The organism is Streptomyces sp. BL1 (genome assembly GCF_057628045.1).
The window spans coordinates 488602-508078 of sequence record NZ_JBXYWZ010000002.1 but is presented as its reverse complement, the minus strand read 5'-3'; the positions used below and the strand labels follow the sequence as shown (position 1 = coordinate 508078).

18 protein-coding genes are annotated in these 19477 nt (G+C 72.4%); 9 read left to right on the top strand and 9 right to left on the bottom strand.

What is annotated here, in order from left to right; translation table 11 throughout:
* Positions 1-122: 122 nt before the first annotated feature.
* The gene (locus AC3AGO_RS02450; protein WP_487818413.1) at positions 123-917 is read right to left on the bottom strand and encodes a VOC family protein; all 795 of its coding nucleotides are present in this window, start codon (positions 915-917) and stop codon (positions 123-125) included.
* A gap of 260 nt (positions 918-1177) precedes the next feature.
* Between AC3AGO_RS02450 and AC3AGO_RS02445 the strand changes: the two genes are divergently transcribed.
* On the top strand, positions 1178-1804 hold the full coding sequence (locus tag AC3AGO_RS02445) for a DJ-1/PfpI family protein (RefSeq protein ID WP_487818412.1): 627 nt from the start codon (positions 1178-1180) through the stop codon (positions 1802-1804).
* A 37-nt stretch (positions 1805-1841) separates the two neighbouring features.
* Here AC3AGO_RS02445 and AC3AGO_RS02440 read toward each other — a convergent pair whose 3' ends face one another.
* Complete coding sequence (locus AC3AGO_RS02440; protein WP_487818411.1) at positions 1842-2660, bottom strand: methyltransferase domain-containing protein; 819 nt, start codon at positions 2658-2660, stop codon at positions 1842-1844.
* Between the two features lie 483 nt (positions 2661-3143).
* Here AC3AGO_RS02440 and AC3AGO_RS02435 point away from each other — a divergent pair, with 483 nt between their 5' ends.
* Positions 3144-4670: a DHA2 family efflux MFS transporter permease subunit gene (locus tag AC3AGO_RS02435; protein WP_487818410.1), complete on the top strand. Its 1527-nt coding sequence runs from the start codon at positions 3144-3146 to the stop codon at positions 4668-4670.
* Positions 4671-4754: 84 nt separating this feature from the next.
* On the opposite strand, the gene AC3AGO_RS02430 is transcribed toward AC3AGO_RS02435, so the two are convergent.
* Entirely contained in the window at positions 4755-5270 is a 516-nt protein-coding gene (locus tag AC3AGO_RS02430) for a GNAT family N-acetyltransferase (RefSeq protein ID WP_487818409.1), read from the bottom strand.
* A gap of 126 nt (positions 5271-5396) precedes the next feature.
* Positions 5397-5627 (bottom strand): hypothetical protein, encoded by a 231-nt coding sequence (locus tag AC3AGO_RS02425; protein WP_487818408.1) that lies wholly within the window; start codon positions 5625-5627, stop codon positions 5397-5399.
* 184 nt (positions 5628-5811) lie between these two features.
* On the opposite strand from AC3AGO_RS02425, the gene AC3AGO_RS02420 reads away from it, so the two are divergent.
* Positions 5812-6402 carry a DinB family protein gene (locus tag AC3AGO_RS02420; RefSeq protein ID WP_487818407.1) on the top strand — a complete coding sequence of 197 codons (591 nt, stop codon included), beginning with the start codon at positions 5812-5814 and terminating at the stop codon, positions 6400-6402.
* 37 nt (positions 6403-6439) lie between these two features.
* On the opposite strand, the gene AC3AGO_RS02415 is transcribed toward AC3AGO_RS02420, so the two are convergent.
* Positions 6440-7420, bottom strand: a complete 981-nt coding sequence (locus AC3AGO_RS02415; protein ID WP_487818406.1) for an EamA family transporter — start codon at positions 7418-7420, stop codon at positions 6440-6442.
* A gap of 84 nt (positions 7421-7504) precedes the next feature.
* Here AC3AGO_RS02415 and AC3AGO_RS02410 point away from each other — a divergent pair, with 84 nt between their 5' ends.
* Both AC3AGO_RS02410 and AC3AGO_RS02405 read left to right on the top strand, forming a co-directional pair.
* The gene (locus AC3AGO_RS02410) at positions 7505-8428 is read left to right on the top strand and encodes a LysR family transcriptional regulator (RefSeq protein ID WP_487818405.1); all 924 of its coding nucleotides are present in this window, start codon (positions 7505-7507) and stop codon (positions 8426-8428) included.
* Between the two features lie 444 nt (positions 8429-8872).
* Positions 8873-10087 (top strand): cation:proton antiporter, encoded by a 1215-nt coding sequence (locus tag AC3AGO_RS02405; protein WP_487818404.1) that lies wholly within the window; start codon positions 8873-8875, stop codon positions 10085-10087.
* 83 nt (positions 10088-10170) lie between these two features.
* Here the strand turns inward: AC3AGO_RS02405 and AC3AGO_RS02400 are convergent, their stop codons facing one another.
* The 4 genes from AC3AGO_RS02400 to AC3AGO_RS02385 all read right to left on the bottom strand — a co-directional run bounded on the left by AC3AGO_RS02400 (position 10171) and on the right by AC3AGO_RS02385 (position 14549).
* A complete protein-coding gene (locus AC3AGO_RS02400) occupies positions 10171-11535 on the bottom strand; it encodes a cryptochrome/photolyase family protein (RefSeq protein ID WP_487818403.1) in 1365 nt (454 codons plus the stop codon).
* Between the two features lie 162 nt (positions 11536-11697).
* Positions 11698-11934 carry a chaplin gene (locus AC3AGO_RS02395; RefSeq protein ID WP_487818402.1) on the bottom strand — a complete coding sequence of 79 codons (237 nt, stop codon included), beginning with the start codon at positions 11932-11934 and terminating at the stop codon, positions 11698-11700.
* Positions 11935-12447: 513 nt separating this feature from the next.
* Positions 12448-13479 carry a mechanosensitive ion channel family protein gene (locus AC3AGO_RS02390; protein ID WP_487818401.1) on the bottom strand — a complete coding sequence of 344 codons (1032 nt, stop codon included), beginning with the start codon at positions 13477-13479 and terminating at the stop codon, positions 12448-12450.
* A gap of 188 nt (positions 13480-13667) precedes the next feature.
* Entirely contained in the window at positions 13668-14549 is an 882-nt protein-coding gene (locus tag AC3AGO_RS02385; protein WP_487818400.1) for an NmrA family NAD(P)-binding protein, read from the bottom strand.
* Between the two features lie 201 nt (positions 14550-14750).
* Between AC3AGO_RS02385 and AC3AGO_RS02380 the strand changes: the two genes are divergently transcribed.
* The 4 genes from AC3AGO_RS02380 (at position 14751) to AC3AGO_RS02365 (ending at position 19454) form a co-directional block, all read left to right on the top strand.
* Entirely contained in the window at positions 14751-15941 is a 1191-nt protein-coding gene (locus AC3AGO_RS02380; protein WP_487818399.1) for a PP2C family protein-serine/threonine phosphatase, read from the top strand.
* 129 nt (positions 15942-16070) lie between these two features.
* On the top strand, positions 16071-17291 hold the full coding sequence (locus AC3AGO_RS02375) for a sensor histidine kinase (RefSeq protein ID WP_487818398.1): 1221 nt from the start codon (positions 16071-16073) through the stop codon (positions 17289-17291).
* 43 nt (positions 17292-17334) lie between these two features.
* Complete coding sequence (locus AC3AGO_RS02370; RefSeq protein ID WP_487818397.1) at positions 17335-18078, top strand: response regulator; 744 nt, start codon at positions 17335-17337, stop codon at positions 18076-18078.
* 461 nt (positions 18079-18539) lie between these two features.
* Positions 18540-19454, top strand: coding sequence for an AurF N-oxygenase family protein (locus tag AC3AGO_RS02365; RefSeq protein ID WP_487818396.1), 915 nt, complete (start codon positions 18540-18542; stop codon positions 19452-19454).
* The last annotated feature ends 23 nt before the right edge of the window (positions 19455-19477 follow it).

Sequence of the window (19477 nt, the reverse complement as noted above, 5' to 3'; positions counted from 1 at the left end):
ACCGGAACCAGCCGGGACCAGTCGGAACCGGCGGAAGCCCCGACCGTCCCGTACCTCCGAGGACGACGCCCCGGAGAGACGAAGCCCCCGAGGGACCGGTCGGGGCGCGCCGCGCGGCGGAGTCACATGGGCGGGGGCGTGATCACGGCGAAGGCGGCGCCGGCCGGGTCGAGGAACATGGCCAGGCGGCCGATGCCCTCCGCGTCCATGGGCGGAATGATCGCCGTGGCCCCGGCGCCGGTCGCCGCGGCGGTCGTGGCGTCGCAGTCGGTCACGAGGAAGTACGGGTGCCACTCCGGGGCCGAGCCGGCGTCCAGATGCTCCTGGCTCAGCTGCAGCAGACCGCCGTGCGCCGCGTCCTCTCCGCCGCCCTCCGGCACGAGGACGGTGTAGACCTCGTCAGCGCCCTCGCCCATCTGGTGAAGCTCCGTCCGCCAGGAGAAGACCGCCTGGTAGAACTCACGCGCCGCGGCCGCGTCCGTGGTGTAAAGCTCCGTCCAGAACAGGGTGTTGGGCGCGTTGACGACCTCCAGACCCTTCGTCTCGCGCGGCTGCCACACGGCGAAGTCCGCGCCGGCCGGGTCGGTGAAGGCGGCCATCCGCCCGAAGGTGAAGACGTCGTCGGGGGCCATCCGTACCGTGCCGCCGGCCTGCTCGACCGCCTTCGTGGTGGCGTCCGCGTCGGGCGTCTGGAAGTACACCGTCCAGGAAGGGCTCGCGCCCTCCTCGGTCAGCGGGCCCACACCGGCGACCATCTTGCCGTCGTGCAGGAAGAATCCGTACCCGCCCGCGTCCGGTCCGGCCGACTGGAACTCCCAGCCGAGCACGGCTCCGTAGAAGGCGGCCGAGGCGTCGATGTCGGGCGTGCCCAGATCGATCCAGTTCGGTGAACCGGGGGCGAAGGGGGTGGAGAGCATGGCGTGTCCTTCCACGTGGCGTCGGGCGCCGCCCACCCGCCGGCCGAGCGCGAGCGGACCGCATCCCCTGCGTACGGCTCACCTTTCCAGACCCCACTGACAATCGCCGCGCACCGGCACCGCGACGCCGACCGCACGATGTAGTTGGATGGCCGCAGGCACAGCCGACGGTACGAGCGGGCCGCACCGTGACCCGCCCGTACCTCACGCGGCAGACCTCACCGGGCGCCTCGTGTCCGACAACCCCTGGGGGAGTCAGCATGCAGATCGCGATCCTGCTCTACGACAAGTTCACCGCGCTGGACGCCATCGGCCCGTACCAGATGCTCAGTCCGCTCCCCGGGGCCGAGACCGTCTTCGTCGCGGAGCAGGCGGGGCCGGTCGGCGACGACAACCACACCCTCCAGCTCGTGGCCCAGAAGTCGCTCGCCGAGGTCACCTGCCCCGATCTCGTGCTGGTCCCCGGCGGGCCCGAGCCGGACTTGAAGAACGAGGCGGTGCTCGACTGGCTGCGCACGGTCGACGCCACCTCCACGTGGACGACGTCGGTGTGCACCGGTTCGCTGCTGCTGGCGGCGGCGGGGCTGCTCAACGGCCGCCGGGCCACGTCGCATTGGACGGCGCTGGCGCAGCTGCGGCAGTACGGGGTGGAGGCGACGCAGGAACGTGTCGTCTTCGACGGCAAGTACGTCACAGGTGCCGGCGTGTCCGCCGGTATCGACATGGGCCTCACGCTCGCGGGGAGGATCGCCGGTGACGAGCACGCGCAGGCCGTCCAGTTGATGACCGAGTACGATCCGCAGCCGCCCTACGACGCCGGTTCACCGGCCAAGGCCCCCAGCAGGCTGGTCCAGCGCTTCAACCCGCAAGCCGAGCACCTCACCTGAGCCCGCCGCCCGCCGCCCGCCGCCCGCCGCCCCGTCGTCACGTGGTTGCCGGGCGGCGGGCCCAGGCGGTGATCATGGGGGAGGTGGCCAGGTCGAGGCCGCCCGCGGTGATGTTGGCCAGGTGGCGGTCGATCTCCGCGTCCGTGGCGAGGCCCGCGGCGACGAGCTTGTCGCGTACCTGGTGGACGGTGGCCTCCTCCAGCACGGCGCACTCGGGCGAGGTGATCGGGAAGTAGGCGTCGGCCGCGACGTCGACCAGCCCGGCCTCGCGCAGCATCCGCGGCAGCTTGCGTCCGTACGCCAGGTCCGCGCCGCGCTGCGCCAGCAGTTCGCGGAAGCCGCGGCGGAGCCGGTTGGCCAACTCCTGTGCGGGGCCGTGCTCGTCGGGGCAGATCAGCGGCTGCAGCGCCGGGTCGGCGTCCTCCAGGACCAGCCATCCGCCGGGGCGCAGCGCTCCGGCCATCGACCGCAGGGCCCTGTCGCGGTCGGCGACGTGAACCAGTACGAGCCGCGCGTGGATCAGGTCGAACGGTCCGCCGGCCGGGGGCGCGTCGGCCGCCACGTCGTGGCGCAGCACCTCGAAGTCCGTGACGTCGCGCATCCAGGAGGTGTCGATGTCGGTGGCCACCACGTGCCCGCTGGGTCCGGCGCGTCCGGCCAGCCAGGCCGGCACGGTGGGGCCGCCGGCGCCGACCTCCCAGCAGCGCCAGCCCTCGCCGACCCCGACCGTCTCGAAGTGCCGGAAGGTCGACGGGTCGAAGAGCGTCGACAGCGCGGTGAACCGGGTCCCCGCCTCGGACTGCTGGTTGTCCAGGAGGTATCCCTCGTCGCGAGTGTCCCGCGTGTCCCGTGCCATGACCCGATCCTCGCATCCGGGCCCGGCGCGGACGTGCGTGGCCTGAGACCCCGGGGCGGCGGCCCGTACGGCAGCCGACGACGCCCCTGTCATGCGGTCACCGCCGAACTGGCCGACAGCCGGGCCGCGTTCGCCGCACGCCGTGGGGCCGGCGGTTCCGGCCGGGGAAAAGTCGGTGTCGAGCGGGCGTTCCCACCCCATATGCTCTGGGGGAGGGGGACAGACGCGGATGCGGCTCCGGCAGGCCGAGCGGAAAGGCCGGAGCGGCGGCGCGCACGCCGGGCAACCCTTCAGCGGTGTCCGGCGTCTTCTTGCGGGGCTGACCAGTCGCGGTGACGTCCCACGCTGCCCTGGTGCGACGTACGACCCGTCAGTCGTACGGCACATCAGGACCGCCGTGCCCCCTCCGTCCGCTCATTGGGGCCGGAGGCGTCGTGGTTGTCGTCACCGGCCTGGAACAACTCCTGTGAGGTGTGCTTCACCATGACCGACCCCGTGTCCCCCGGGGCCGCCGACCCCGCGCGCGACCGTGTCCCGGCGCGCGCCGCCGTCTTGATAGCCGTGCTGGTCGCCTCGGCCTTCGTGATGATCCTCAACGAGACGATCCTGAGCGTCGCGCTGCGCGACCTCACCGTCGACCTGGGGGTCTCCACCACCACGGTGCAGTGGCTGACCAGTGGCTTCCTGCTGACCATGGCCGTGGTCATCCCGATCACCGGCTTCCTGCTCGAGCGATTCACGGCCCGTCAGATCTTTCTGGCCTCGCTGACGCTGTTCAGCGTCGGCACGCTCGTCAGTGCCCTCGCCCCCGGATTCCCCGTGCTGCTGGCGGGCCGCGTGGTCCAGGCCTGCGGTACGGCGGTCATGCTGCCGCTGCTGATGACGTCGGTGATGCGTCTCGTACCGTCCGAGAAGCGCGGCGCGACCATGGGCACCATCAGCATCGTCATCGCCGTGGCGCCCGCCGTGGGCCCGACGGCCGGCGGCGCGATTCTCGGATCGCTGGGCTGGCGCTGGATGTTCTGGATCGTGCTGCCGCTCGCCCTGGCCGCGCTGGTCGTCGGCGCCGTCTGGATGCGGCTGGACAGCGAGACGCGGAGGGTGCCGCTGGACCTGCTCTCGGTGCTGCTGTCCGCCGTCGGCTTCGGCGGCGTGCTGTACGGGCTGGCCTCCGTGGGCGAGTCCGGCGGCGGCTCACACGCCGTCCCGCCGTGGGCGCCGATCGTCGTGGGGCTCGCAGCCCTCGCCGTGTTCGTCCTCCGCCAGCTGCGGCTGCAGCGGAACGACCGGGCGCTGCTCGACCTGCGCCCGTTCACGATCCGTACGTACTCCGTCGCCCTGGTGCTGTCCGCGCTGCTGTTCATGTGCCTGCTGGGCGTGGGTTCGATCATGCTGCCGCTGTATCTGCAGACCGTGCTGCACGCCAGTACGTTCGCCAGCGGTCTGGCCGTCCTCCCGGGCGGTCTGCTGCTCGGTCTGCTCGGCCGGCCGGTGGGGCGGCTGTTCGACCGCTTCGGCGCCCGGCCCCTGGTGATCCCGGGGGCGCTGGCCATGGCGGCGTCGCTGTGGCTGTTCACCCTGCTCGGGCCCGACTCGACCATGGGCGCGGTCATCGCCGTCCACGTCCTGCTCATGGCGGGACTCGGGCTCATGATGACGCCGCTGATGACGGAGTCCCTCGGTTCGCTGCCCGATCATCTGCAGTCCCACGGCAGCGCGATCCTCGCGACGCTCCAGCAGGTCGCGGGCGCGTTCGGTACGGCGGTCTTCGTCACCGTCGCCTCGCTGGGCAGCTCCGCCGCCTCCGGCGCACCCGACGCGAACGGTCTGCGTACGGCGTTCGTCGTCGCCGGCTGCATCGGTGTACTCGCCTTCGTGACCTCGCTGTTCCTCGGCCGCGTGGCGAAGCCCGCGCCCACGGAGTCCGTCCCGGCGCGGCCCGCCGGTACGGAAGGCCCCGAGGACCACGGGGACGTCCTCACCCCGAGCCGGGGCGGCCCGGAGGCGTAACGCCGTAGCGGGGGAGCGGAAACGGCTGAAGAGGGGCCGGCACGACAACCGTGCCGGCCCCTCTCGTGCGGGTCACCCGGCTCGTCAGCGGAAGCGGCGCTGAGGGGGCGTGGTGAGGGTTCGGGCGTACCAGTGGTCGGCGCCGCGGTGGCCCTCGTACGGGGCGGTCTCCTCGTAGCCGTGCGCCACGTACAGGGCCCGGGCTTCGGTGAGTTGACTGTTGGTCTCCAGGACGACGCGGGTGGCGCCCAGTTCCGCCGCCGCCGTCTCGGCGGCCCGCAGCAGCCCGCGCCCCAGCCCTGCGCCGCGCCCCGCGGGACGTACGTACATCCGCTTCAGCTCGGCCGTCGCCGGAGCGCCGGGCAGCAGCCGTACGCCGACGTACCCGAGCAGTCGGCCGCCCTGGCCGCGCGCCGTGAGGAACACGCCCTGCGGCGGGGCGAGATCGCCGTGCGGGTCCTTCGCCAGTGCTTCGCGCACTTCGGCCTCCGTAGCCGGGCGCCGCAGGACGCGCCCGCCGACCTCGCCGAAATACTCCCGCATCGCCGCGTCGATGCCGTCGGCCGTGACGGGCTCGGGCCGGATGGTCCACAGGGGCATGTCGCCGATACTGCCCGCCCCAAGTGCGGCCGTCCACGCGGTATTCGGGTGCGGTGGGCGTAGCGGAGCCGTCAGACCGCGGGCCCCGCACGCGAGCAGGGTGCCGGCGGCGCGGTCGCCCGCCCCTCACCAGGGTTCGCCGAAGTTGATGGTGGTGAGGGGGGTGGGCTGTGCGTCGTCGGGGAGGCCGGGGGCAGGGCGGTCCGGGTCGGTGCCGGAGGCGGCCTGCTGGGGTGCGGGGCCGTCGGGCGCGGTCGCCGTACCGGGCGTGCCCTCGTCGGCGGTGGCGGTGCCCGCGGCTCCGAGCAGGGTCGTAACGGACAGTGCCGCGGCGGCGATCGTGGTGGAGATGCGCATGCTGCCTCCCGGGATCCGGTGCGGGCACTCATCCTCCGCAGGGCCGTCCCGGGGCGCAGCCGGTGAGCGACCGGACGAGCGGGGCGGGACGAGGGGAACTGCGTGGTCGGCACCACGGCGGCCGGACCCGGCGACCGCGAAAAGGGGCGCTGCCGTTGATGCCGGTGGTGCTTGACTGTCCCGCATGACTGGACCGGACCCGAAAGCGGATCTCCACCGTTATCTGCAAGCCGCCCGCGACGCGCTGTTGTGGAAGCTCGACGGGCTCTCGGAGTACGACGTCCGCCGCCCGATGACACCGACGGGCACCAACCTGCTCGGGCTGGTCAAGCACCTGGCGGGCTGTGAACTGGGCTATTTCGGGGAGATCTTCGGACGTCCGCCCCGGCAGCAGCTGCCCTGGCCGGCAGGCGACCCCGAGCCCAACGTGGACATGTGGGCGACCGCGGAGGAGTCACGCGAGCAGATCGTGGACTGGTACCGACAGGCGTGCGCTCACGCGGACGTCACCATCGACGGGCTGCCGTTGGACGCGGTCGGCCGCGTACCGCACTGGCCGGAGGGGCAGAACGAGGTGACACTCCACCGCATTCTCGTGCACATGACCGCCGAGACCCACCGGCACGCGGGCCACGCCGACATCGTCCGCGAACTCCTGGACGGCGCCGTCGGGATGCGCGAGCACAGCGACAACATGCCGCCGGGCGACCGGACTTGGTGGGAGGAGTACCGCGCCAGGGTGGAGCGCGAGGCGCGGAAGGCCGGTACGGGCTGAGCGCGCCGCCCGGACCGGCCTTCCGCGCCGTGACGGGTCAGCCGCTGCCGCTCCGGGCGGCGGCCGGATCATCCGTACCGTGCACGGCGTCGGGCTGCGGGCGTGGCCCGGGAACGGTCCCGTCGCCGGACGGGGTCTCGCGGCCGCCGGTGCGGGTGGCGCCGATGCCGGCGAGGACCACGAAGGCGACGCCCGCCGCGGGGGCGGCGCCGGGGATCTGCCCGAGGGCGATGACGCCGATGCCCAGGGCGATGGCCGGTTCCAGGCTCATCAGGGTGCCGAAGGCCGTCGTGGTGAGCTTGCGCAGCGCGAGGAATTCGAGGCTGAAGGGGATGACGGGACTCATCAGGGCCAGCCCCAGTCCGGTGAGCACGAGGGGCCAGGTCACGTCCCCGATCTCGGAGGGGCCGGCGGCGAAGGTGGCGACCACGGCGGCCACCGGCAGCGAGACGGACAGCCCCTTCAAGCCTGTGACCTGGTCGCCGATCCGCTGGGTGAGCAGGATGTAGGCGGCCCAGCAGGCCGCGGCGGCCAGGGCCATTCCGGCGCCGATCAGGTCGAGGCCGCCGTGCCAGGGCTCGGTGAGCAGCACCACGCCGAGCGCGGCCAGCAGGGTCCAGATCCGGCGTCCGCCCTTCGCGCCGAACATGGACACGGCGAGCGGCCCGAGGAACTCCAGGGCGCTCGCGGTGCCGAGGGGGATGCGGTCGACCGCGCTCATGAACAGGATCATCATCCCTGCCGACACCCCGCCCAGGGCCACGCAGGCCAGCAGGTCCTTGCGGGTGAAGTCCCGCGGGCGCGGCCTGACGAGCAGCAGGAGGAGGGCGCCCGCCCACACGAGGCGCAGCCACGCCGTGCCCAGCGGACCGAGCTGGTCGAACAGGTGCACCGACAGGGCCAGTCCGAGCTGGATGCAGAACATGGACGAGACGGCCATCAGCGCTCCGCCACCGGCTCCGCGCAGGGGGCGGAGCCGGCCGGGGGCCGGTGTGGGGGTGGGGTCGAGCGTGGTCATGGCTGCCAGTAGACGGCCCGGACACCGTTGCTGTCCACGTGCCGATCATGGACATTCCGTTCGCGAATCCTGAACAATGAGGTGATGGAGACACGACGGCTGGAGATGCTGGCAGAGCTGTCCCGCCTGGGATCCATGCGGGCCGTCGCCGACGTGCTGGGCACCACCACCTCGACGGTGTCGCAGCAGATCGCCGCCCTGTCGCGCGAGATGGGCGCCCCGCTCATCGAGCCGGAGGGGCGCCGCGTCCGGCTCACGCCCGCCGGCCGCCGCCTCACCGAGCACGCGATGACGATCCTCGCGTCGGTCGAGGCGGCACGTCTGGACCTCGGCCCCGGCGCCGAACCCAACGGCACTCTGCGGGTCGCCGGCTTCAAGACCGCCATCAGTACGTATCTGCTGCCCGTCGTCAGGGACTTGGCAGCCGACTACCCGCAGGTGCGCGTGCTGATCCGGGAACACGAGCCCGCCGAGGCACTCGAACTCCTGGCGGCGGACGAGACGGACCTGGCGCTGACCTACGACTACAACCTGGCGCCGGCCCCCGTGGACCCCACCGTCAGAGCCACGCCGCTGTGGACGGCGCGCTGGGGGCTGGGCGTTCCCGCCCACGCGGAGGTTCCTGCCGGTACTGCCCTGGACATCTTCGGGAGCTTCCGTACGGGCGACTGGATCGTCAACTCCCGCAACACAGCGGACGAGAACGCCATCCGTACCCTGGCCTCGATGGCCGGGTTCAGCCCCCGCTTCACGCACCGGGCCGACAGCCTCGACCTGGTGCAGGAGATGATCGCCGCGGGCATGGGCGTGGGCCTGCTGCCCATGGACCAGACGATGTCCCCCGGAGTCCGGCTGCTGCCGCTGACCTCCCCGCAGGTGGAACTGCGCGCCTACGCCGTGGCCCGGCACGGCCGCCTCGACTGGCCCCCGCTGACGCTGGCGACCGGCCTGCTCGCCGAGGCCTCCGGCCGTACGGTGCCGACGCGGGACGGCGACGGCACCAACTGACCGGGACCGGCAGGGCAGACAGGCTCGGATGGCGCGCGACGTCGCCGCGGCGACACCGCGGACCGAGCGGCCTCAGAGGTGGCCGGTGTCCTCAACCGCGCCCCGTTCCGGCGCAGTTGGCGGACCGGAAGGGCGGCGTGTCACCTGACGGTGTGCGGCGCAATTCCGCGCGGAGACGCCGTACCGGGGGCGGCGGTCACCCGGGTGGGGGTTTCGGGGAAGTGCATGATGGCCGATCCAGAGGTCATGAGTCGAGAAGATCCTTCCCCCGGCCCTCCCGGATGCCGAGACCACGTGACCGGCGGCCTGTACGGGGCCCCGTTCGTGCGAGGCAGGGGCAAGTCCGCGTAGCGGGAGGGCGCCTGACTGCCCGCCAGCTCTGTATCCCCGCCGTGCTCAGCGCGTTGAAGAGCGCCGGGTACGGCATGACTCATCGGGCGACCCATGTCTCACGCCGGCACACTTGTCCTCATCCTGGCCGCCGCGGTCCTCGCGCCGCTCCTGGCGGACGGAGCGGCGCGCCTCGTACGCGTCCCCCTGGTCATCTTCGAGATCGGCCTCGGCATCGTCATCGGCCCCGCCGTCCTCGGCTGGGCCCACCCCGACCAGGTCGTCGACACGCTCGCCGACCTCGGGCTGTCGATGCTCATCTTCCTCGCCGGGTACGAGATCGAATTCGCCGCCATCCGCGGCGCGACCCTGCGACGGTCGCTGTGGGCCTGGCTGATCTCCCTCGTCGTGGGCATCGGCCTGGCCCTTGTGGTCAGCGGCGGTGAGGTGTTTTCCGCCTTCGTCATCGGCACCGCCCTGACCAGCACGGCGCTGGGCACCGTACTGCCGCTCCTGCGCGACAACGGCGATCTGCGGGGCGGCTTCGGGCGCACGATGTCGGCGATCGGCGCCGTGGGCGAGATCGGCCCCGTGGTCGCCATCGCCCTGCTGCTCAGCGGCCGGAAACCGGCGGAGTCGGCGGCTGTGCTCATCGCCTTCGCGGCCATCACGGCCCTGGCCGTCGTCTGGGCGATGCTGCCTAGGGCGTCCTGGTTCTCCGGCCTGATCGTCAAGACGCTGCACACCAGCGGGCAGTTCGCGGTCCGCTTCGTCATGCTGCTCCTGGCGGGGATGCTCGCCCTGGCCCAGGCCTTCGGCCTGGACGTCCTGTTGGGCGCTTTCGCCGCCGGAGTCCTCACCCGCCTCGTGCTGCGCGGCGCCGCCCCCGAGAGCAGCTCCGAGGTCCTGGGCAAGGTCGAGGCGATGGGGTTCGGCTTCCCCGTACCCCTCTTCTACGTGGTCACCGGCATCGAGTTCGACCTGGAAGCGCTGCTCCACGACGGGGGCGCTCTCCTGCTGGTGCCCGTCTTCCTGGTGCTGTTCGTGCTCGTCAGGGGAGGGCCGGTCTACGCCCTCGCGCCCCGTGAATTCGGCCGCACCGACCGGACCGCCCTCGCCCTTCTCGCCTCGACCTGTCTGCCGCTCGTCGTCGCGATCACCACCATCGGCGTGGACCAGAAGCTGGTGGGCACGGACCAGGCCGCAGCCCTCGTCTGCGCCGGGATGCTCTCCAACCTCGCACTGCCCCTGCTGGCCATGCGGCTGAGGCCCCGTGGCGGCGAGGTCCCGAAGGCCTCCCGCTCCTCGACGGAATCCGAAGCGTGGTGATCCCCGTCCGGGAACGGCGGACTGCCGGCGTACGGCTGCGGGCCCCGGCTCAGGGGCTCGCGAGTTCGGGCCGGCCCCGCGGCTCAGCGTGCGGCGCGGGCGCGGTGGAAGCGCTCGGCGCCGTCGGAGAGGGCGGCGAGCGGTTCGGGATAGTCCAGTCGTGCGCGCCGGCCGGCGGGCAGCTTCCAGGGCTGATGGACCTGCGGCCCCTCGACATCGGCGAGTTCGGGAACCCAGCGCCGTACGTACGCGCCCCGCGGGTCGAAGCGTTCCGCCTGGCGCAGCGGGTTGAGCACCCGGTTGGGCCGGGTGTCGGTCCCCGTACCGGCGATCCACTGCCAGTTGAGCTGATTGTTCGCCACATCCCCGTCGACGAGCAGGTCGAGGAAGTGCCGGGCGCCGACGCGCCAGTCCACGTACAGCGTCTTGGTCAGGAAGCTCGCGGTCAGCATCCTGGCCCGGTTGTGCATCCAGCCCTCGTGGAGCAACTGCCGCATCCCGGCGTCGATGACCGGATAGCCCGTACGTCCCTCGCGCCAGTCGGCGATCTCGCGTTCGTCGTGCCGCCACCGGTCGCCCTTGGGGCGGTAGTCCTTGTCGGCGGCGGAGGGCCGCGCCGCCAGCACCTGGTGGTGGAAGTCGCGCCAGGCCAGCTGCCGTACGAAGGCCTCGGCGCCCGCTCCGCCGGCCGCGTCGGCACGGGAGGCGAGGTCGACGGGGGAGAGGGTGCCGAAGTGCAGATGCGGGGAGAGGCGGGAGGTCGCATCGCCGGGCAGGTCGTCGTGGCGGGCCTCGTAGGCGGCCAGGCCGCCGCGCCGCCAGGCCGCGAACAGCCTGCGCCCCTCCGCCTCCCCGCCGGCCGCCACCCCGGGCGAGACACCGGAGATCTCCGAACGGGCGGGCAGCGCATGGGAGATGACGGCATCCGGTACGCGGACCGTGCGCGGCGCGGACAGCACGTCGCGCAGACCCTCGGACCGCCAGCGGCGGAAGTAGGGCGTGAAGACCGCGAAATGATCCCTGCCCTGCGGGGCGACCGCGCCAGGGGCGAGAGCCGTCACCACCGCGTCGTGGACGTGCAGACGGACACCGTCCTCTGCCAGCGCCGCGCGCAGCCGGTCCTCGCGCCGCTGGGCGTAGCCGCTGACACCGGCGGCCACGTGGACATCGCCGGCGCCGGCCTCCGCCGCCACCGCCCGTACGGCGGCGGCCACTTCACCCCGGCGCAGCACCAGCCTGCCGCCGCGCTCGCGCAGCCCCGCATCGAGCGCGGCCAGGCAATCGGCAAGGAAGGCACGCCTGTTGGGCACATCGAACCCTGCGGCCCGCACGCCCGGGTCGAGCACGAGCAGCGGTACGACCCCGGCCCCGGCGTGCAATGCCGCCCGCAGGACGGGGTTGTCGTGCAGCCGCAGATCGGAGGTGAACAGGGCAACGGATACGGACATCACGCCACTCCACCACGGCCCCCGCCCGCGACCACCGCGACGCGCTCAATCACGGGCCCCGGGCCGCGACAGCAGAAAGCCCCACGTGCCGTGGGGCGGAGGGACGTCAGTCGCGAGCGGTGTCCCCGGTCCACGCAGGAGGGCCGGGGACACCGCCGGGCTTCACTTGTTGGCGCAGGCGTTGCCCGATGCGGGGTTGAGCAGGCCGATGACGTTGACGGAGTTGCCGCAGGCGTTGACCGGCACGTGGACGGGGATCTGGAGCTGGTTGCCGGAGAGGACGCCGGGAGAACCGGACGTCGTGCCTTGGGCGCCGGAGTCGGCGGCGGCGACACCGCCGGTGCCGAGAACGGCTACGGCTGCGAGGGCGCCGGCGGCAAGGGTGGTACGAACGCGCATGATGGTGCCTTTCACGGAGGGATGGACGCCCAACCGTGTTCCTGTGCAGGTGGGGGCGGGAAACGCGGTACGCGGAAGCAGTACGCATACCACTCGTGCGGCCCCCGTCAGGGTGCGCGTGCGCCGGCCCGATGCCACCCTGCGCCCGCCTCCGGGAGTTCGCGGCCTTCGCGGCCGGGGCCCTGCGGCGGGCCGGCTCCCGTGCCACGTACGAGGGGAGCCGGCACGCCGTACAGGGCGGCCTGCACCCGGGCGCCCGTCCGGGTGCAGGCGGGTGCCGGGCCGCTGGGGTGTCCACGAGAAGTGACAGCGGCCCGAGCGGCACACGTATCGACGCGGCCACCCCGCACAACGCCCGTACCGCGCCCGGAGTTACGCACGGGACAGGCGCGAATTCCGGGGCCCGGGAAGCAGGGCGGGCGCCGTGCCGGTGGGGCGGGCCGCCCCGTGAAACGCGTTGCCCGGTGCGGTGGTTGTCCACCGCACCGGGCAGGGTGCCGACGAAGTGCCGGGTCAGCGCGAGGCGTTGGAGCCGGCGTGGCCGTTGGGGGAGGGGATGGCGGCGCCCTCCTCCTCGGCGCGCATCAGGACCGTGCGCTGGTTGACGGGGATCTCCACGCCGGCCGCGTCGAGGGCTTCCTTGACGCGGCGGCGCAGCTCGCGGGTGACGCCCCACTGCTGGAGCGGGACCGTCTTGACGGCGAGGCGCATGACGATGCCGTCGGGCTCCAGGGACTGCACGCCCCACACCGCGGGGTCCTCCAGGAGGAGGTCGCGGAACTTGGGGTCCTGGTGCATGGCCTTGCCGGTCTCCTGGAGGACGTTCTCGACCGTCTCCAGGTTGGAGTCGTAGGCCACCGACACGTCGAGGACGGCGCGGGCCCATTCCTGGCTGTCGTTGCGCACGCGCATGATCTCGCCGTTGCGGATGTGCCACAGACCGCCGTTGAGGTCGCGGACCTGGGTGAGGCGCAGCCCGACGTGTTCGACCTCGCCGATGGCCTCGCCGAGGTCGACGGAGTCACCGACGCCGTACTGGTCCTCCACCATGATCAGCATGCCGGAGAGGTAGTCCGCGACGAGGCTCTGGGCGCCGAAGCCGATGGCCAGACCGACCACACCGGCGCTGGCCAGGAGCGGACCGAGGGCGATGCCGACCTGGTCGAGGATCATGGCGAGACCCATGATCGCGATGAGGATCGTCACGGTGCTGCTGAGCACCGAGCCGATGGTCTTCGCGCGCTGCTGGCGGCGTTCGTTGGCGCGGGTGCGGTCACGCTGCAGGACGCTCGGGCCGCGGCCGGAGCGGCGCGGCCGCTCGTCGCCGTTCTCGCCCTCGGCGGGCTGCAGGATGCGCTGCACTATGCGCGTGATGGCGCGCTTGGCCAGGACTCGTACGATCCATGCCGCGAGGACGATCAGCAGGATGCGCAGGGGGATGCCGATCAGGGTGTCGGCATGATCGGTGAGCCAGCCGGGTACGGACAGTGCTTGGTGCGTCACGTCGCCGCTGCGGGACAGCGACGCGACCGCGGTGGATGACACGGGAGGATGCTCCACTCCATCGATGTGCTTACTTTTCGCCGCGCCGAAGGTAAGGGCTGTTTTCGATTCCGGTCAAAAATGTGCAGAGAGTGTGCACGCGACGTGAGGGATGGGCCGGGATCTTTCCGGCGTTCCGGACCGGTCCGTACAAGAGGCTCAGCCCCTCAGCCCCTCAGCCCCTCAGGTGGTCAGGACGATGCGGCCAGCAGCGGCCGCAGCCGCGCGTACGCCCAGCCCTCCAGCGCCGTCGGCGTCGTGGTGAGCAGGTCACGCGGCTGTTCCGGCGTGACGGTGCGCGAGCCCGCGGTCATCCCCACGATCCCCTCCACGGCGCCGGGCGGGAGTCCCGCGGAGCGCAGCGCGGCCCGTACGTCGTCGTCGCCCACGGTCTCCAGCCGTACGGTCCGCCCCAGCGCTCCGGTGAGGATCTCCGCGACCTGTGTGAAGGAGAGATGCTCCGGCCCGTGCACGGCCTGTACGACGCGGCCCCGCCAGCCGTCGCTGAGCAGCCGGGCCGCGACCACGTCGCCGATGTCGCGCGGGTCGACCCACGCCATCGGCCGGTGCGGGTCGGCCGCCGTCGTGAGGACGCCCCGGGCCAGCCCGTCGAGGTCGAGCAGCAGGTTGGTGAAGAAGTAGCCGCAGCGCAGGTGCAGTACGTCGGCGCCGGCCGCGTCCAGCTGTTCCTCGATCCGGGCGAGTCCGTCGATGTGGCCCACGCCGTGCCGCGCTTCGGCGCCGATGCTGCTGAGCAGCACCGTCCGCCCGACGGCGCCGGCCTTGGCGGCCTCCGCGAGGGGTGCCGCGGTGCGCTCCGAGGTCTCGACGGGCGTCGCGTCCGAGTGCGGGGTCGGGTCGGCCCAGAAGACGGTGTGCGCGCCGTCGACCGCTTCGCGGACGAAGCCGGCGTCGGTCAGGTCGCCGCGCCGTACGTCGGCCTGTGCGCGGGTGGCGTCGTCCAGCCGCGCCGGGTCGCGGACCAGGACGCGCGGGCGCACGCCCGCCTGCAACAGCAGCCGGACCACGCGTGAACCCACGTGCCCGGTCGGGGTGGTGACGACGAGCGTCATGGCCGGAATCCTCTCCCTCGCGTACGTCGCAGCGTAGGCATCAATACGGCCGGATCCCGGCCGTATTGATGCCTGGCGCGCCGCGCCCGCGCCCGGCCCATTGGGCAGGCGTCACCTCGGGGCCTGGTGTACCCAGGTGAAATGGAGAGTCGGTCCGCCCCTTCACGTGCCGGCCGGCGTGTGCGGCCGGAACACGCGCTGTTGTTGCTCCCTCTGGCGCTGATCGTCGTGGTCGTGGCGGTGGACGTGCACAGCCCGAGCACCATCCACCTGGGGCCGCTGCTGGCCGCCGCTCCCGCACTGACCGCGTCCTTCGCCCGCGTCCGGGGCACTGTGTGCATCGGCGTGCTGGCCGTGGTGGCGCAGATGGTCATCGCGCACCTGCACGGCGGCCTGTGGACCGCGAACCATCAGGCGCAGATCGCCGCCCTGCTCGTGATCGGGATGCTGGTGGCGGCGTTCCGTGCGATACGCGAGCGGCGCGAGGGCGAGCTGCGCAGGGCCCGTTCTGTGGCCCGGGTGGCGCAGCAGGCCCTCGTCCAGCCGCTCCCCGAGCGGGTGGGGCCGCTGCGCGTCGCCGAACTGTACGAGGCCGCCGAGGCCGAGGCCCACATCGGCGGAGATCTCTACGCCGCCGCCCGCTCGGGACGCCGCAGCCGCCTGATCATCGGCGACGTACGGGGCAAGGGCATGGGCGCGATCGGCGAGGCGGCCCAACTGACCGGCGCCTTCAGGGCCCTGGCGCCGGGCCGCGGCGAACTGCGCGGCCTCGCCTCGGTCCTCGACCAGTCCGTCGCCGCCTCCGCTGACATCAGCCCCGGCGACGTGCCCGGCGACGGCGGGCGCGCGGAAGGCTTCATCACGGCCGTGATCCTGGAGATCGACGACGATGGTACGGCCGCCCGGCTCGTGAACTGCGGACACCCGCCGCCGCTCCTGCTGCGCGACGGAACGGTGACGGAGGTGGGCGCGGAGGCGGTGCCGGCACTGCCGCTGGGGCTCAACAGCCGCTTCCAGGAGTGGATCGGCTTCCACAGCTTCGAGTTCCGGCCCGGCGACCTGCTGCTGCTCCACACCGACGGTGCCAGCGAGGCACGCGACGCCGTCGGCACCTTCTATCCGCTGGCCGACCGCGTACCCGCCTGGTCGGGCGTGCCGCCCGAGGACTTCCTGCGGTATCTGCACCGGGACCTGACCCGGTACGCGGGCGGGGCACTGGGCGACGACCTCGCGCTGGTGGCCATCGAACGCGCCCCCGACGGGGAGACGGCCGGGCCCGACGGGCACCCCGACGCGGACCCCGGCACCGAATCTGACATCGGCTCCGACGGTTCCGACGGTTCCGACTCCGGCTCCGACGAGGAGGCGCCGCCGCCGAGTCCGGCCTGGTGATCGGGGCGGGCGCACGTGTGCGGGCGGCGCGGATCCACCGGATGACCGACCCGCGCCGGGTGCCGGGCGCGTCCATCTCGGCAGAACGGTGGAGGCGGCGGCCGCGGACGCCGGTCTAATCTGCGAAACATGATCGAACCCGTCCTGCGCCGCTTCCGGGCGCGGTCCCGCAGCCGGCAAGCGCTGCTCGGCCTGCTCGCCGCGCTGGTGTGCGCCGCCCTGCTGGGCGAGGCCGCCGCGGCCGAGACCGTACCCACGGCGGTACTCGAAGTCGCGACCGGGGCGCTGAGCTTGTTCGCGCTGCTGGTCCCCGCCCAGCGGCTGCTCCCGGTCGGCGCCGCGGCTGTCGCCCTCTCCTGCGCCGCCTCCGTGCTGCTGCTCCTGCTGCCGCACGGCTACCGGCCGGACAACACGACGGGATTCGTGGAGACCGCGGCGCTCTTCCTGCTGGTGGCGCAGGCGCTGCGGCTCCGCTCCCCGGTACGCGGCGGTCTGCTGGCGTGTGCCGCGGGCCTGGCGATCGCCCTGACGCCGTTCCGGCTCGCCGACCTGGAGTACAGCACCATGCTCGGGGTCATGGAGACGGTGCTCTGCTTCGCCTTCGTCCTCATGGTCGCGCTGGGCCTGTACCTGCGGCTGCTGGACACCCTGCGCGCTCGCGAGCACGCCGCCGGACTCCAGGAGCAACGCCTGGAATACGCACGGGAGTTGCATGACTTCGTGGCCCACCACGTCACGGCGATCGTCACGCAGACCAAGGCCGTACGCTTCACCGCCGCTGCCGGCCACGCCCCCGACCCCGACGGACTGGACCGTATGCTCGCCGAGATCGAGAAGGCGGGCAGCCGGGCGCTGGACTCGATGCGCGGCATGGTCTCCGACATGCGCACCACCGGCAGGACCGGACCGCCACCGGCACCGTCCGGCTCACTGACCGGACTGCGCGGCCTCATCGAGGAGTTCTCCGCGACCGGCCCCGCCGCCACCCTCACCCTCGATCCGCGCATCGGCGGCCGCATGCTGCCCTCCACCCTGACCGACACCGCGTTCCGCGTCGTACGCGAAGCCCTCACCAACGTCCGCCGGCACGCGCCGCAGGCCGACGACGTCACGGTCGACGTACGGATCCGGGACGAGGAAGCGCCGCACCGCCTGCAGATCACCGTCACCAACGACGGCCTGCATACGGACACGGCGCCGGGGGAGGGCGCCGGCTACGGACTCATCGGCCTGACCGAACGGGTCACCGCAGCGGGCGGACACCTGACCGCCGCGCCACGGGACGCGACAACCTGGCAGGTCAACGCCGAACTGCTGCTGCCCGAACCCGCGTTGACCGGGGGTGCCTGATGGCGCGCCCCGACAGGCTCCGGGCGCTGCGATCATGACCGGCATGACGATCCGGCTGCTCATCGCTGACGACCAGGACATGGTCCGCTCCGCGTTCCGCATGATCCTGGACTCCCAGCCGGACATGGAGGTCGTCGCCGAGGCAGCCGACGGCGCCGAAGCACTGCGCCTCGCACGCGAACTGCGGCCCGACGTCTGCCTGCTCGACATCCGCATGCCCGAGCTCGACGGCCTCGAACTGACCCGGCTGCTCGCCGGACCCGATGTGCCGGACCCGCTGAACGTCCTCATCGCCACCACCTTCGACCTCGACGAGTACGTCTACCGGGCGCTGCGCCACGGTGCCCGCGGCTTCCTCCTCAAGGACGGCTCGCCCGCGCTGCTGACCGAGGCGGTGCGGGCGGCGGCCGTCGGCAACACCCTGATCTCCCCGTCGGTGACCGTCCGCCTCCTCTCCCACATGGCGGCGCCGCAGCCCGAGGCGGCCCCGCGCTCCGAGGCGAAGCCGCCCCGTACGCGCCGCCGGGGGCCGGACGACCGGGGGACGGCCGCTGGAGCGCCGGCCACCGGGGCGCCGGCCACTCCGACGGAGCCGCTGACCGAACGCGAACTCGACGTCGTACGGCTGGTGGCGCGCGGCCGCACCAACGAGGAACTGGCCGCCGAGCTGTACGTGTCCCTGTCGACCGTCAAGACGCACCTCGGCAACGTGCAGCGCAAGCTCGCCACCCGCAACCGGGTCGAAATCGCCGCCTGGGCCTGGGAGAGCGGCCTCTGCGGCGACTGATCCCCGCCGTACGGCCGCTGCTCGTACCGCGGCGCCCCGCCCGCGCCTGCCCGCTCGTACCGGAGCAGCCGCGCCTCCGTTTCGGGGTGCCGCCGCGGTGTTGCCGTCTGCCGAACATCTGACCGCGGCCGTCCCGGGGGTGTACAGGGCCGCCGCAGCGCTCTGTACTGCAGCGGGACAGATTCCGTTTCCCTTGAACTTACTGAGGGGTAGGCGCGGCCGCGCTCTTGTTATACGGTCCGTCTAACAAGCGGGGGAGGACTGCCTCCCGCCGGCCCAACGGAGGTGTCGATCATGGCGGTTGCGGAGCGGGCAGCGCTGCCCGTCCGGGGCATCGTCAGGCACACGGTCGCCCTCCACCGGCACGAGGCCCGCCACGCGGCGTAAGGCGTGGCGGGGACCACCACCCCGAGCAGCAGTGCAAGGAATCGCAGACAGAACTCGATTCAGGGAGCCCCTACATGGCAAGCAGCGCCGCTCAGCCGAAGGTCCAGAGCGAGCTCCACGAGGACGACGTCGCCCAGCGGTTGCTGGACTCGGCGGCGATCCTGTCGTACGACCCGGCGACCGAAGTCGACTGGGAGACGCCGCTGGACAAGGACTTCCACGGTGCCAGCCCGGAGTGGAGCACGCTCCACGGCACGGCGTACTGGGACGAGTTGACCGAGGCGCAGCGCAAGGAGCTGACGCGTCAGGAAGCCGCCTCGGTGGCCAGCACCGGCATCTGGTTCGAGATGATCCTGCAGCAGATGATGCTGCGCGACATGTACGCGAAGGACCCCACCGAGTCGGACTTCCAGTGGGCCCTCACCGAGATCGCCGACGAGTGCCGGCACTCGATCATGTTCGCCCGCGGAGCGAAGAAGCTCGGCGCCCCGGCCTACCGCCCGCACCGCCTCGCCGTCGAACTCGGCCGCGCCTTCAAGACGGTGGCGTTCGGCGAGGCCGCGTACGCCGCGATCCTCGTCGCCGAAGAGGTCCTCGACGTCATGCAGCGCGACTGGATGCGCGATGAGCGGGTGGTGCCCTTCGTGCGCACCATCAACAACATCCACGTGGTCGAGGAGTCGCGGCACATGAAGTTCGCCCGCGACGAGACCCGCAAGCGCCTGGAGAAGGCCGGATGGGTGCGCCGGCAGATCCACTCGTTCGTCATCGCGATCGCCGCGTACGTCATTGTCACGAGCATGGTGAACAAGAAGGTCTACAAGAACGCCGGGCTCGACGAGAAGCGCGCCCTGCGCGAGGCGAAGGCCAACGAGCAGCACAAGTCGATGATGCGTTCCAGCTGTTCGGGCCTGATGGAGTTCCTCTCCTCGTCCCGGCTGCTGACCAAGCCGGCGCTGATGTTCTACAAGCGCGCCCACCTCATCTGAGCCCCAGCATCTGAGCTCCAGCA

Excerpts from the sequence above, each read along its gene's own strand:
- AC3AGO_RS02450 (WP_487818413.1), bottom strand. The coding sequence starts at position 917 with ATGCTCTCCACCCCCTTCGCCCCCGGTTCACCGAACTGGATCGATCTG.
- AC3AGO_RS02445 (WP_487818412.1), top strand. The coding sequence starts at position 1,178 with ATGCAGATCGCGATCCTGCTCTACGACAAGTTCACCGCGCTGGACGCC.
- AC3AGO_RS02440 (WP_487818411.1), bottom strand. The coding sequence starts at position 2,660 with ATGGCACGGGACACGCGGGACACTCGCGACGAGGGATACCTCCTGGAC.
- AC3AGO_RS02435 (WP_487818410.1), top strand. The coding sequence starts at position 3,144 with ATGACCGACCCCGTGTCCCCCGGGGCCGCCGACCCCGCGCGCGACCGT.
- AC3AGO_RS02430 (WP_487818409.1), bottom strand. The coding sequence starts at position 5,270 with ATGCCCCTGTGGACCATCCGGCCCGAGCCCGTCACGGCCGACGGCATC.
- AC3AGO_RS02425 (WP_487818408.1), bottom strand. The coding sequence starts at position 5,627 with ATGCGCATCTCCACCACGATCGCCGCCGCGGCACTGTCCGTTACGACC.
- AC3AGO_RS02420 (WP_487818407.1), top strand. The coding sequence starts at position 5,812 with ATGACTGGACCGGACCCGAAAGCGGATCTCCACCGTTATCTGCAAGCC.
- AC3AGO_RS02415 (WP_487818406.1), bottom strand. The coding sequence starts at position 7,420 with ATGACCACGCTCGACCCCACCCCCACACCGGCCCCCGGCCGGCTCCGC.
- AC3AGO_RS02410 (WP_487818405.1), top strand. The coding sequence starts at position 7,505 with ATGGAGACACGACGGCTGGAGATGCTGGCAGAGCTGTCCCGCCTGGGA.
- AC3AGO_RS02405 (WP_487818404.1), top strand. The coding sequence starts at position 8,873 with ATGTCTCACGCCGGCACACTTGTCCTCATCCTGGCCGCCGCGGTCCTC.
- AC3AGO_RS02400 (WP_487818403.1), bottom strand. The coding sequence starts at position 11,535 with ATGTCCGTATCCGTTGCCCTGTTCACCTCCGATCTGCGGCTGCACGAC.
- AC3AGO_RS02395 (WP_487818402.1), bottom strand. The coding sequence starts at position 11,934 with ATGCGCGTTCGTACCACCCTTGCCGCCGGCGCCCTCGCAGCCGTAGCC.
- AC3AGO_RS02385 (WP_487818400.1), bottom strand. The coding sequence starts at position 14,549 with ATGACGCTCGTCGTCACCACCCCGACCGGGCACGTGGGTTCACGCGTG.
- AC3AGO_RS02375 (WP_487818398.1), top strand. The coding sequence starts at position 16,071 with ATGATCGAACCCGTCCTGCGCCGCTTCCGGGCGCGGTCCCGCAGCCGG.
- AC3AGO_RS02370 (WP_487818397.1), top strand. The coding sequence starts at position 17,335 with ATGACGATCCGGCTGCTCATCGCTGACGACCAGGACATGGTCCGCTCC.
- AC3AGO_RS02365 (WP_487818396.1), top strand. The coding sequence starts at position 18,540 with ATGGCAAGCAGCGCCGCTCAGCCGAAGGTCCAGAGCGAGCTCCACGAG.